Annotated in this window: 10 protein-coding genes; 4 read left to right on the plus strand and 6 right to left on the minus strand. The window is 40.8% G+C overall.

Annotated features, from left to right (window positions below; all coding sequences use genetic code 11):
- Window positions 1–25: 25 nt before the first annotated feature.
- Window positions 26–493: an Lrp/AsnC family transcriptional regulator gene (locus tag PR800_RS00710; protein WP_166184659.1), complete on the minus strand. Its 468-nt coding sequence runs from the start codon at window positions 491–493 to the stop codon at window positions 26–28.
- A gap of 149 nt (window positions 494–642) precedes the next feature.
- Here PR800_RS00710 and PR800_RS00715 point away from each other — a divergent pair, with 149 nt between their 5' ends.
- Complete coding sequence (locus PR800_RS00715) at window positions 643–1,065, plus strand: DUF2000 domain-containing protein (RefSeq protein WP_272529953.1); 423 nt, start codon at window positions 643–645, stop codon at window positions 1,063–1,065.
- 47 nt (window positions 1,066–1,112) lie between these two features.
- Here PR800_RS00715 and pflA read toward each other — a convergent pair whose 3' ends face one another.
- From pflA to PR800_RS00735, 4 genes are all read right to left on the minus strand, one after another.
- The gene (gene pflA / locus PR800_RS00720; protein WP_229597552.1) at window positions 1,113–1,910 is read right to left on the minus strand and encodes a pyruvate formate lyase 1-activating protein; all 798 of its coding nucleotides are present in this window, start codon (window positions 1,908–1,910) and stop codon (window positions 1,113–1,115) included.
- A 121-nt stretch (window positions 1,911–2,031) separates the two neighbouring features.
- On the minus strand, window positions 2,032–4,314 hold the full coding sequence (gene pflB, locus PR800_RS00725) for a formate C-acetyltransferase (RefSeq protein ID WP_102138461.1): 2,283 nt from the start codon (window positions 4,312–4,314) through the stop codon (window positions 2,032–2,034).
- 70 nt (window positions 4,315–4,384) lie between these two features.
- Window positions 4,385–5,242, minus strand: a complete 858-nt coding sequence (gene focA, locus PR800_RS00730) for a formate transporter FocA (protein WP_166184656.1) — start codon at window positions 5,240–5,242, stop codon at window positions 4,385–4,387.
- Between the two features lie 462 nt (window positions 5,243–5,704).
- On the minus strand, window positions 5,705–6,478 hold the full coding sequence (locus PR800_RS00735; RefSeq protein ID WP_102138463.1) for an IclR family transcriptional regulator: 774 nt from the start codon (window positions 6,476–6,478) through the stop codon (window positions 5,705–5,707).
- Between the two features lie 346 nt (window positions 6,479–6,824).
- Here PR800_RS00735 and PR800_RS00740 point away from each other — a divergent pair, with 346 nt between their 5' ends.
- Genes PR800_RS00740 through PR800_RS00750 form a run of 3 tightly spaced genes read left to right on the plus strand, consistent with a single transcriptional unit; the run spans window position 6,825 to window position 10,704 of the window.
- On the plus strand, window positions 6,825–7,718 hold the full coding sequence (locus PR800_RS00740; protein WP_166184650.1) for a dihydrodipicolinate synthase family protein: 894 nt from the start codon (window positions 6,825–6,827) through the stop codon (window positions 7,716–7,718).
- Between the two features lie 51 nt (window positions 7,719–7,769).
- The gene (locus PR800_RS00745; protein ID WP_272529955.1) at window positions 7,770–9,083 is read left to right on the plus strand and encodes an MFS transporter; all 1,314 of its coding nucleotides are present in this window, start codon (window positions 7,770–7,772) and stop codon (window positions 9,081–9,083) included.
- A 25-nt stretch (window positions 9,084–9,108) separates the two neighbouring features.
- Window positions 9,109–10,704 (plus strand): UxaA family hydrolase, encoded by a 1,596-nt coding sequence (locus PR800_RS00750; protein WP_210843639.1) that lies wholly within the window; start codon window positions 9,109–9,111, stop codon window positions 10,702–10,704.
- A gap of 67 nt (window positions 10,705–10,771) precedes the next feature.
- On the opposite strand, the gene ycaO is transcribed toward PR800_RS00750, so the two are convergent.
- The gene (gene ycaO, locus PR800_RS00755; RefSeq protein ID WP_166266527.1) at window positions 10,772–12,526 is read right to left on the minus strand and encodes a 30S ribosomal protein S12 methylthiotransferase accessory factor YcaO; all 1,755 of its coding nucleotides are present in this window, start codon (window positions 12,524–12,526) and stop codon (window positions 10,772–10,774) included.
- Window positions 12,527–12,634 lie beyond the last annotated feature (108 nt).

A 12,634-nucleotide genomic window follows, 5' to 3' on the forward strand; every position in this document is an offset into this window, starting at 1 on the left:
AGTAAGATTTTATTTAATTTAAAAGCTAAATAAGTGATATTGGGTAAGCATCTAACGGCTTAATTTCTTTAAGTACAAACATACTTTGCATTTCTTTGATACCTGGTAGCCGGCGAATAACAGTCATAGCAAAGTCGGCATAGGAGTCTAAATCATGGGATACAACCTGAAGTAAAAAGTCAGAATCACCACCAATACTGTAGCAAGCGACGACATTTTCTAGCTCAGTCACTTCTTGTTCAAATTTTTGTGCTTCAGCCTCGCTATCACTATCAATAATGACGCGAACAAAAACCATGACGCCTAAGCCAATCTTTCTACGATTGAGAATGGCGCGATACCCTTGAATAACATTTTCTTCTTCTAATTTTTTAACCCTTCGCCAACAGGGAGAGGCCGACATGCCTACTTTTTCGGCAAGTACTTGGTTAGTTATTCGAGCGTCATCCTGTAGTAACTTCAGTATTTTTATTTCTGTCTTGTCTATTGCCATAAATGGAAAGCTCTACCTTGAAAGTGCTTTTAATGGGATAAATTTACCTAAATCTTAGCGTGTAATGACTGAGTTAGAAAGCCTATTTCTTTCTTTAAATGTCATAATTATTGGGAAATTGAATACACATAAAATAGTAGGGGACAGGAATGATATTTAATCCAGCTGAGCATCGTTGTGCTATCGTCGTTAATCAGGATTTATCTAACGGGTTGGCAATGAATGCCGCTAGTGTGATTGGTGTGAGTTTAGGAAATAAAGTTAACAATATAGTAGGGGAAGATTTGAATAGCACAGATAATATTAATTACCCTGGGGTGATTTATGTGCCATTACCGATTTTAAAATCACCAGAGCAGTATATTAAAGAGATTGAAGTGGCTGCATTAAAGGTAAATGAAATATACGTTATTCCTTTTAGTTTGCTCGCTCAATCTTGCCGGACTTATGATGAATATCAGCAAAAACTATCTGAGCAGCAATATAAAGATATTCAATTGGCAGGGATCGGCTTTGTGGGGAATAAAAAGGCAGTTACTCAGCTAATTGGCCATTTACCTTTGTTTAGATAGGAATAATAGCAGATAAAGTAGAGGCTCTATAAAGAGCCTCAAATTGGTTAGTACATCACTTTGTGACCATAACTTTCTAGAATACTTTTAACTCGTTCCATCACTTCTTTTGATGGTGGTCTAACGCCATCTAGTTTGTATTCTTCACCCATGGTTTCCCATTTGTGTTTACCAAGTTCGTGGTAGGGCAGTAATTCGATTTTTTCGATATTGCTCATATCTTTGGTAAATTCGCCCAGTAAATGTACTGAATGGTCGTCATCGCTCCAACCTGGCACGACAACATAGCGTACCCAAGTTTTCTGGTTGCGTTTGGCAAGGTAACGAGCAAATTCCAAAGTACGATGGTTAGAAACACCTACTAATTTTTGATGAATATCGTCATCGATTTGTTTTAAATCTAACATCACCAAGTCAGTGACATCCATCAGTTCATCAATCACTGGGTCGTAGCGGCGCACGAATCCATTGGTATCAAGGCAAGTATGAATATTCTCTTTTTTACAGGCACGGAACCAGTCACGTACAAATTCAGCTTGTAAGATAGCTTCTCCGCCTGAGGCGGTAACACCTCCGCCAGTCGCATTCATAAAGTGGCGATAGGTTACGGCTTCTTTCATTAATTCTTCAACGGTAACAATGTTGCCACCGTGGGTATCCCAAGTATCGCGGTTATGGCAATACAGGCAGCGCATTAAGCAGCCTTGAAAAAATACAATAAAACGGATCCCAGGGCCATCGACGGTTCCGCATGATTCAAATGAATGAATACGGCCGAGTGTGGTTGGGGTTTCTGTCACATTAGTCGTCGCTATTGTTTTGGTTTTAGTATCATCGATAGACATAGCAGGCACTCCAAAATATCTTTCATACCGCAAAATTTAGAGAAAAATATCGTTGCTGGTATAGATAAAAAGACCCCGTAAAGCGGGGTCTTTAATTTACTTTATTTTAATGAGCTAATTATTACATTGTACTGGTGAAAGTACGAGTAATAACGTCTTGCTGTTGTTCTTTAGTCAGTGAGTTAAAACGTACAGCATAACCAGATACACGGATAGTCAGTTGTGGGTACTTCTCTGGGTTTTCCATTGCATCTAACAGCATTTCACGGTTCATAACGTTAACGTTTAGGTGCTGGCCGCCTTCAATAGACGCTTCGTGGTGGAAGTAACCATCCATCAGACCCGCTAAGTTAGTTTTACGAACGTCGTCATCTTTACCTAATGCATTTGGTACGATAGAGAAAGTATAAGAAATACCATCTTTCGCGTAAGCAAATGGCAGTTTAGCAACAGAAGTCAGTGAAGCTACCGCACCTTTTTGGTCACGACCGTGCATTGGGTTTGCACCTGGTCCGAATGGCGCACCTGCACGACGACCATCTGGTGTATTACCTGTTTTCTTACCATACACAACGTTAGATGTGATGGTCAGGATTGACTGAGTTGGTACCGCGTTACGGTAAGTAGGCAGTTTCTGAATTTTCTTCATGAAACGTTCAACTAAGTCACACGCGATATCATCTACACGAGAGTCGTTGTTACCAAATTGTGGATATTCACCTTCGATTTCGAAGTCGATAGCGATACCGTCTTCATCACGAATTGGTTTAACTTTCGCATATTTGATTGCAGACAGTGAGTCAGCAGCAACAGATAGACCCGCGATACCACAAGCCATGGTGCGGTAAACATCACGGTCATGTAGTGCCATCAGTGAAGCTTCATAGCTATATTTGTCATGCATAAAGTGGATGCAGTTCAGTGCAGTGACGTACTGAGTTGCTAACCAGTCCATGAAGTGGTCCATTTGGTTCATCACAGTATCGAAATCTAAGACTTCATCCATGATTGGCGCATGTTTAGGACCTACTTGCATTTTCAGTTTTTCATCAACACCACCATTGATGGTATACAGCATGGTTTTCGCTAAGTTTGCGCGAGCACCGAAGAACTGCATTTGTTTACCAACAATCATTGGGCTAACACAGCATGCGATTGCGTAGTCATCGTTATCGAAATCTGGACGCATCAAGTCATCGTTTTCATACTGAACTGATGAGGTATCGATAGACACTTTCGCCGCGAATTTTTTGAAATTCATTGGCAGTTTTTCTGACCACAGGATAGTCATGTTTGGCTCAGGAGATGGGCCCATGGTATACAGTGTGTTCAGGAAACGGAATGTGCTTTTCGTTACCAGAGTACGACCATCAAGGCCCATACCCGCTAATGATTCAGTTGCCCAGATTGGGTCACCAGAGAACAGCTCATCGTATTCAGGCGTACGTAAGAAACGTACCATACGCAGTTTCATGACTAAGTGGTCAATCAGTTCTTGCGCTTGTTGTTCGGTGATTTTACCTGCTTCTAAGTCACGTTGGATATACACGTCTAAGAAGGTAGATACACGACCAAATGACATTGCAGCACCGTTTTGTGATTTAACAGCGGCTAAGTAACCGAAGTAAGTCCACTGTACTGCTTCTTGTGCGTTTGTTGCTGGTGCAGAAATATCGTAACCGTATTTTGCAGCCATTTCTTTCATTTGACCCAATGCACGGTGCTGTTCAGCAATTTCTTCGCGCAGTTGGATAGTCATTTGTAAGTCTTCACCTTTTTCTAATCTTTCTTGCAAAGAGGTGAATTGGTTAAATTTGTCTTTCATCAGGAAATCAATACCGTACAGTGCAACACGACGGTAGTCACCGATGATACGACCACGACCATATGCATCAGGCAGACCCGTTAAGATACCTGATTTACGGCATTTTAAGATGTCTGGCGTGTAAACGTCGAAAACACCTTGGTTGTGAGTTTTACGGTATTCAGTGAAGATTTTTTTGATTTCTGGATCTAAAGTACGGTCGTATGCTTTACATGAGCCTTCAACCATTTTGATACCACCGAACGGGATAAGACCACGTTTCAGAGGTGCATCAGTTTGTAAACCAACGATTGTTTCTAATTCTTTAGTAATATAACCAGCATCATGGGAAGTGATGGTTGATGCGACATCTGTGTCAAAATCAACTGGCGCATGAGTGCGGTTTTCGATTTTGATCCCTTCCATGACTTTATCCCACAACTTGTCAGTTGCTGGAGTAGAGCCTGCTAAGAAAGATTCATCACCTTCATATGGAGTGTAGTTTTTCTGGATGAAGTCACGTACATCGACGTTGTCCTGCCAGTTACCTTGGTTAAAACCTTGCCATGCTAAAGCGAATTTTTCATTTAACTCGGACATGATACTTTTACCTTTTAACAATGGATCTTTTAGGGATCTTAATAAATCTTTTCGTGTGTGTCAGTGGCTATTAGTGTTTTTGGCCACTACGTAAATGCATAAACCAATAAATGAGGCCGACTAAAATCGCGCCGCCAATAATATTCCCGATAGTGACTGGAATTAAGTTATCTGTAATAAAATTACCAACCGTTAGATGTGAAAATTGGTCTGGAGACATATTTATTTGAGACCAATATTCAGCAGGAGCGAACTCTTTAATCATAATGCCTAACGGGATCATGAACATGTTTGCGATACTATGCTCAAAACCGCTCGCCACAAACATCGCGACAGGTAAAACTAAAACGACCAGTTTATCAGTTAAACTACGGCCGGAGTAACTCATCCAAACCGCAAGGCAAACCATTAAATTTGCTAAAATTCCTAATGCAACAGCTTCAATAAAGGTATGGTGTAATTTATGGCTGGTGGTTTGTAATACATTTAACCCCCATTGGCCATTGGCTGCGGTGTATTGCCCTGCAAACCAAATTAGTGCAACAAAGAATAACGCACCAATTAAGTTACCAATATAGACATTAAACCAGTTGCGGAACATTTGCCCCCAAGTAATTCTACCTGTGGCTTTTGAGACGATAGTGAGTACGGTGGAGGTGAAAAGGTCTGCGCCACATACAACCACTAACATCAGACCTAAGGAGAAACAAATCCCGCCAATAAGTTTAGTGAAACCATAAGGCGCTTCAGCTGCCCCAGTTGTTGCTGTGATATAGAATACAAACGCAATAGAGATAAAAATACCGGCAGTGAATGCTGACAAGTAAGTAATTGCAGGATGTTTATTTGCCTTATAAACAGAGGCATCATCCGCGACTTGCGCCATTACAGCTGGTGGCAATAAATTAAAAGGGTTGTCAGCTTTCATACCAACACTCTCTTACAAAGTTGATTAATTATAGCACGCAATAATAGTAACAAAGGGGATAAATGGGAAATTTGATTTGGATCATGAACTCGCTAGAGAGAGAGGTAAAAATGGTTAATGCAATGTTAAAGTCAAGCGTAACCTAATGAAATCAATGATAAAAATATTTTTTAAAATTTATTAAAAATTTTTATAAAGTCAATTTTAAGCATCAGAATAAGTAAAAATATACGCGTAAATGTTAACTATTTAACATGAATATGATCCCTTTGGCATAAAATTTAACTTATGTTTGCATAATACCCTATTTAATTAGGGGGGATCCCGATATATCTTTCTTAGCTAAACTGTCTTTTTGCAATATTTATCTAACAATTATGCAAATAATAAAAGATTCATATAAATTAATCTATGAATTAAAGTGATATGTCTTAATGAAGTAATCCGTTTTTATCGTTATGGCTAGGTATAAAACTCAATATTTTCCAGTGTATTCAGTTCTTGCTCGATGCGTTCACGGCTCGTTAATAGTATTTTGATGACTTGATCGATTTTTTGCTCATTGATACGGAAAGTGGGGATAGACACGCTAATTGCTGCTATGATTTTATCCCGCTGACGTAACGCGACAGCATAACAGGTTGTCTCTTCATTTATTTCTTTATTATCAATTGCATAGCTGTTTTTTCTGACGTCATCAAGTTGCTGGCGTAGTTCCGCTAGAGTTTGCACACTGTATTGAGTTAAAGGGGTAAAACCCGAAGGGTAAAGCTGGGAAATTTGCTGGTCACTGTAATTGAAAATCATGGCCTTACCCAGTGCAGAATATATAGCAGGTAAGCGAGTACCAATATTAGAGATTAATTGAACTTTTTGCGCTGATTGAACTTTATCAATGTATAGCACATCAGCACCATCTAAAATCCCCATTTGGCACACTTCATTGCATTCATCTACGATATGTACCATTTCCCGATGAACCATTTTGAGCCAATAGGATTTTTCGAAAAATGAGCGGGAAAGGAGCGAGCAGGCGATACCTAAATAATATAGTTGGCTATTGTCATCATAATTAATATATCGATGTTCAACCAACGTTTTTAAGATAGGATAAATCGTCCCCTTTAAGATTTGTGTTTTATCAGAAAGTTGTGTCAAAGAAAGCCCAGTATTTTCAGCCGATAAAACTTGCAGTATTTCTAATACCCGAATTGTCGGCATGTGCCCCGTAGACATTAAACTACCTCCCTGATTAATTTTGTCGCTATTCTAGGTTTAAAATACCACTATGTAAATCATCTCAGAAATACCTTTAGTCTCAAATTGGTCATTCTTAATGATGGGTAAAGTCATCCAAAAGGCGTGAGCTTGCTCAAAATTTAGTAATAAAAAAAACAACTCCCAGTCAGTTTAATGGCTATTTTCTCACTTTAAATTCCTTTTTAATCAAATTGTTATATTTGGACTATATATGGATTGAATGAATTTGACTCAATCAGTAATTCATGATTTCTTGTTGTTTGTTTTTATTTATGAATGCAGTTTGTATATATGAACAATAATCAGCAAGGAGATTATCGGTATGGAAAGTCGTTATATCACGCCAGTAGTGACCATTTTTGATGACAAAGGTCGAGTGGATACAGAACAAAACATACGTGTTTATGACTCATTGAAAGGCAAGGTCTCTGGTTTTGTCACTATGGGCAGCACGGGGGAATTTTTTGCGCTCAATATGCAGAGCTCAAAAACATTAATCGACCTATGTGGCCGTTATCCAAAGGAGGAAATGCGTGTTTATGCAGGGGCAAGCCGCCTTGATGTGCAAGAGTCGATTGAATTAGCTAACTACGCATACGAAAAAGGAATTGATGGAGTGATGATTATCAGTCCATATTATTTTCCGTTGGATGATGAAGGTGTTTTTCGTTTTTACAGTACGATAGCAGCAAAAACATCTGCTAACATTTTCATTTATAACTTTCCTGAACGAACAGGTTATTCTGTCTCTCCAGATGTTTGCCTACGTTTAGCGGATAAATACCCCAATATCATCGGGTTGAAAGATACCATTCCTGATACGACTCATACTGCCCAAGTAATTGAAACGGTGAAATCACGTTTGCCTCATTTTGAGGTATACGCAGGTTACGATAATAACTTTGCTCATGTGGTGCTATCGGGAGGAAATGGTTGTATTGGTGGGCTTTCAAATATTGTTCCGCAATTTTTCGCATCATGGATGCAGGCGTTTACCCAAGGTGATTTAGCGTTAATAGCGAAACACCAACAACGAGTAGACCAATTGATGGCTATATATGGTGTCAATGCGCCATTTATCCCAACCTTTAAAAAAGCGTTGCAACTAAAAGGTGTGATTAATTCAGACTATTGTACAGCTCCATTTATTGGGTTGAACAATAAACAGGTTGAGCAACTTCAGCAGTTATTAACCCTTGCTGATTCACCACTCTGACTTTTCCTGAATCAAACACAATAGAACATCTTATCAACAGGGAAAAATATCATGGCGACAATCAAAGCTTATAACAATCCTGTTTTAAATTCTGCGATAGCTAAATCGTGGAAACGTTTAGTACCTCTGATGTTTATTTTATATTTTGTTGCATTCATTGACCGGGTCAATGTGGGTTTTGCTAAAGATGCAATGCAAGTCGACATTGGTTTGTCTGATTCTGCGTTTGCTTTTGGTGCAGGTATTTTCTTTGCGGCATATGCGCTGTTTGGTATCCCCGCTAACTTAATTTTAAACAAAATTGGCGCACAAAAATGGCTGAGTATTACCACGGTAATCTGGGGCGTTCTGTCTGCAATGACAGGTTTTGTCACCAATGAGACGCAATTTATTATTTTACGCTTCTTATTGGGGTTGGGCGAAGCCGGGTTTTATCCAGGTATTCTATTATTAGCTTCCATTTATTTCCCCAACAATGTACGCGGCTCTGTAATTGGGATCTTCGTTTTAGGCGTACCTTTGGCGTTGACGCTGGGCTCACCATTATCAGGCGCATTACTGGAATTGCATGGCTGGTTAGGTCGGCCGGGTTGGTTCTGGATGTTTGTTATTGAAGGCCTTCCTGCTGTTGTGATTGGTATTTTTGCTTTCTTTTATTTGGATGACAGCCCTGAAAAAGCGCGTTTTTTAACTGAAGAAGAGAAAAAGGCTCTAATAGAACAATTAGCAAAAGAAAATGCAAAAACGGAAACCACATCGGTATCATCCGCACTGAAAAATATCAAAGTTTGGCACCTTGCACTGATTTACGGCACGATCCAAATCTCAGTATATGGTTTGATGTTCTTTCTGCCTTCCCAAGTTGCATCCTTAATGGGAGAAAGTTTAGGCTTTAAACAATCATTAGTTGCTGCAATACCTTGGGCTTGTTCTGCATTTGGGGTGTATTACATTCCTCGTTTTGCCGACCGCCATCCAACCCGTCGCATCGAAATCTCAGTTTTGTGTATGTTAGCTGCCGCATTAGGCTTGGCATTGTCAGCATTTGCTAGTCCTGTTTTTGCTATTGCGGCGTTATGTTTAAGCGCGGTTGGCTTTTTATCCGTTCAACCAGTGTTTTGGACGTTTCCACCTCAGTTATTAAGCGGCCCTGCATTAGCGGCAGGAATTGGTTTCTGTACCACTATGGGGGCATTTTGTTCATTCCTCGCACCAATAATTTGTGTTGAAGTCGATAAAATGATGAATAGCAATACCGCAGGTATCGTGACGTTAGCGGTGATCACCGTCGGTTGTGCCATCTTAATCGCATTACTTAAAAAAAACGCCCACAACAATAACATAAAGGCTTTGTCATCCCATTAATGGCATGCTTTCTGGAAGGTGAGATATGCAAAAAATATTAAGAATCGATGAGAGCGACAACCTAATTGTTGCCTTAAAAGACCTGCAAGCAGGAGAGGCTTATCGCTGGGGAAATGAAGACGTGACCCTAGTGACAGATGTTAAAGCAAAACATAAGTTTGCGATGGAAGCGATACCTATTGATGGCATTGTTTCGATGTATGGCACCGCAGTAGGAAAAGCCACAAAGCCAATCGCAAAAGGAGAAGTTATCACCGTTGATAATATTCGCCATTACGCAGCCCCAGTTTCTTTAGAACAAGACGTACCATATGAGTGGAAAGCCCCTGATGTGTCTGCATATCAAGGGCGCACGTTTAAAGGCTATGTCCGTGAGGATGGGCGAGTGGGAACCGCAAATTACTGGTTGATCTTTCCATTAGTATTTTGTGAAAACCGCAATGTAACAAAACTTACTGATGCCTTAAATGAAGCATTAGGTTATACCAATAATAGTTTGAAAAACTTTGCATTAGATTTAACTGTGGGTGAGCAAGGGGGCGTCGCAAAACCTAAATTATTCCCACATATAGAAGGCGTGCGTTGCATTACGGTCACGAGTGGTTGCGGTGGCGCGACCTCTGATAGTAAGACCATGTGTGATGTGCTTGCTGCCTATGCGGATCACCCTAATGTCATCGGTATTACCGTCTTCAGTTTGGGCTGTGAAAAAGCACAGCGCAAAATGTTTAAAGAGTCACTCACCGCTCGTAACCCCAATTTTGCTAAACCTGCACTTTACTTCCGCCAGCAAGAATGGAATAGCGAAGAAGAAATGATGCAAACCGCTTTGAAGCAAACTTATGAATGCATGAAGGCTGTCATACCGCAATCACGTATGGATGTTCCGTTGTCCCATTTAAAACTCGGTGTGAAATGTGGTGCTTCTGACGGTTTTTCTGGGATTTCGGGTAATCCAGCGATGGGGCTAGTCTCTGATTGGCTCGTCACGTTGGGGGGCGCATCTGGGTTAGCTGAATTCCCTGAATTGTGTGGGGCAGAAGGGGATATGGTGAAACGATGCATCTCTTTTGAGGATAAGAAAAAATTCTTAGACTTGATGGAATGTTATGAAAAAACAGCGAATTTCTTTAATACTACGATTGCTGATAACCCGAGTCCCGGCAATGTTGCGGACGGATTAATAACCGACGCGATTAAATCGACGGGAGCGGCTAAAAAAGGTGGAACCTCACCAATTAGTGCGGTATGCGACTATGCGGAGCCAATGCCAGACAGCGGGTTATCATTAGTTTGCACTCCGGGTAATGATGTTGATGCGGTCACTGGCCTTGTTGCTGCAGGCTGCAATGTGGTTATTTTTTCAACAGGTCTCGGAACTCCCACAGGGAACCCGATTGTGCCAGTTTTAAAAATATCGACTAATAGCGCAATTGCAACACGTTTGTCAGACATGATTGATTATGATTGTGGGCCAATTATTGATGGGGTTCCATTACCGACAATAAGTAAAGGGTTATTTGAACGGGTGATTGAAACGGCAAGTGGTGACTATCAGGTCCAAGCGGATCGGCTAGAGCAGTTTGATTTCTTATTATGGAAACGTTCATTGGATTTATAATTAATATAAATCAATAAAATGTAAAAATGTTGACGGGGTGATCTCCCCGTCAACGAATCAATTCACATTATGCATTGTCACGCTTTGCTTTTTGCAGCTTTTCATAAGCTGCCAGCAAGGCTTGGTGCGCAGGAAGTGCTTTCAGTTCTTCGTCAATCGACCACAAACCATAAAAGCATGCTTCCCCAGCGATAGCAGCGGATGCCGCATCTACTGCTTCTTGCCCATACATACGTACAAATGCGTTGTAGTATTGCGCAGGGTCACGCTCTTCTTCTTGGGATAACAACAACAGGGTTTGCAAGCAACGATAATAATTTGCCCGCTCAGCAGTAAATACCGAACTATTGAAGTCTTGTGTCCATTCAACCCAAGCCAGTGCTTGTTCAAGATCACCACCCGCCAGTGCTAACATGGATTTTAGCTCGCCAATGCGCAGGTTACTCCACCCATTGTCTTTACCTACAGCCAAACCGAGTAATTCACGAACACGGGTAAAATCATCTAAACCGTCATCATCTAGTTGCTCGATAAGGGCAAGATAATCTTGCTTTTCCCATTGGCTATCTGGCAGGTTGATAATGGTGTCGCGTAAATAAGCGCCCATCGCGTTATTTGCGATATGTAAATCTTCTACTGGGTAAATATCAGACATACCCGGGACTAAAATACGGCAAGCGTAGACACCCAAATGGTTATAATCTGCAATATAGACTTCAGCATCTAATGTATTGAAAATACTGATAAGTGTTGCAAATTCTTCTTGAGTTGTGCCTTTAAAGCTCCAATCTGCAAAGGCATAATCGGCATCATCTTTAAACAAATCCCAGCTAATTAAACCGCTTGAATCAATAAAGTGTGTTTCAAGGTTTGTGTGTTCAGCCACTTCCTCGTCATCAAAGGTCGGCGCATTAAACACATCGAGGTCTTTTAAGCCACGGCCTTGCAGCAATTCGGTGACGGTACGCTCAAGAGCAACACCAAAGTCAGGATGAGCACCAAATGAGGCAAAACAAGTCCCGTTCTGTGGGTTAAATAATACCACACAAATTACAGGGTATTGGCCGCCCAGTGATGCGTCATAACAGAAAATTGGAAAACCTTCTTTTTCTAAGGTTTCAACGGCTTCAACTACTGCAGGGTAGCGTGCCATGACGTCAGCAGGGATAGCCGGTAAGCTAATACTTTCAGCAATGATTTTATTTTTTACAAAGCGTTCAAAGACTTCGGAAAGGCCTTGTACACGGGCTTCGTTGGCGGTATTTCCCGCAGACATTCCGTTAGAAACATATAGGTTGCCAACGATATTCATTGGAATGTACACGGTTTGGTTGTCTGATTGGCGGGTAAATGGCAGAGCGCAGATACCACGTTCTTCATTGCCGGACTGTAAGTCAATTAATTGGCTAGCGGCTAAGGCGTTGTCGGGGTCATAAAACTTAATCAAACGATTGTCTAATAACCCTTCAGGTAAACTGTCATCTTCGGTTAATGGGAACCATTTTTCATTAGGATAATGAACAAAATCCCCTTCAGCGATAGATTTACCGAGGTAAAAGTCCGCAAAGAAGTAATTCGTTGATAAACGCTCAAAATACTCACCAAGCGCTGAGGCTAATGCGGCTTTTTTGCTCGCCCCTTTACCATTAGTGAAGCAAAGCGGGCACGCTTTATCGCGAATATGTACAGACCAAACGTTGGGAACAGGGTTTAACCAAGAGGCTTCTTCAATATCAAACCCTAATTTCTTTAATTTGGTTTGAAATGCATCGATGGAATCTTCAAGAGCGGCATCTTTGCCGGGAATAAAAGTTTGGCTCATTGTCAGTCACTTGTGAATAGAGTGTTTCAAACGGCCTATGATACGGATTTTTGTCGTAAGCCTCACGCTTTTTATTTATTCACAGATAAATCATCTTAAAATTCATTA

This window comes from Providencia sp. PROV205 (assembly GCF_028479505.1).
GTDB lineage: Bacteria > Pseudomonadota > Gammaproteobacteria > Enterobacterales > Enterobacteriaceae > Providencia > Providencia huaxiensis.

Excerpts from the sequence above, each read along its gene's own strand:
- PR800_RS00710 (WP_166184659.1), bottom strand. The coding sequence starts at position 493 with ATGGCAATAGACAAGACAGAAATAAAAATACTGAAGTTACTACAGGAT.
- PR800_RS00750 (WP_210843639.1), top strand. The coding sequence starts at position 9,109 with ATGCAAAAAATATTAAGAATCGATGAGAGCGACAACCTAATTGTTGCC.
- ycaO (WP_166266527.1), bottom strand. The coding sequence starts at position 12,526 with ATGAGCCAAACTTTTATTCCCGGCAAAGATGCCGCTCTTGAAGATTCC.
- pflA (WP_229597552.1), bottom strand. The coding sequence starts at position 1,910 with ATGTCTATCGATGATACTAAAACCAAAACAATAGCGACGACTAATGTG.
- PR800_RS00745 (WP_272529955.1), top strand. The coding sequence starts at position 7,770 with ATGGCGACAATCAAAGCTTATAACAATCCTGTTTTAAATTCTGCGATA.
- PR800_RS00715 (WP_272529953.1), top strand. The coding sequence starts at position 643 with ATGATATTTAATCCAGCTGAGCATCGTTGTGCTATCGTCGTTAATCAG.
- PR800_RS00740 (WP_166184650.1), top strand. The coding sequence starts at position 6,825 with ATGGAAAGTCGTTATATCACGCCAGTAGTGACCATTTTTGATGACAAA.
- pflB (WP_102138461.1), bottom strand. The coding sequence starts at position 4,314 with ATGTCCGAGTTAAATGAAAAATTCGCTTTAGCATGGCAAGGTTTTAAC.
- PR800_RS00735 (WP_102138463.1), bottom strand. The coding sequence starts at position 6,478 with ATGTCTACGGGGCACATGCCGACAATTCGGGTATTAGAAATACTGCAA.
- focA (WP_166184656.1), bottom strand. The coding sequence starts at position 5,242 with ATGAAAGCTGACAACCCTTTTAATTTATTGCCACCAGCTGTAATGGCG.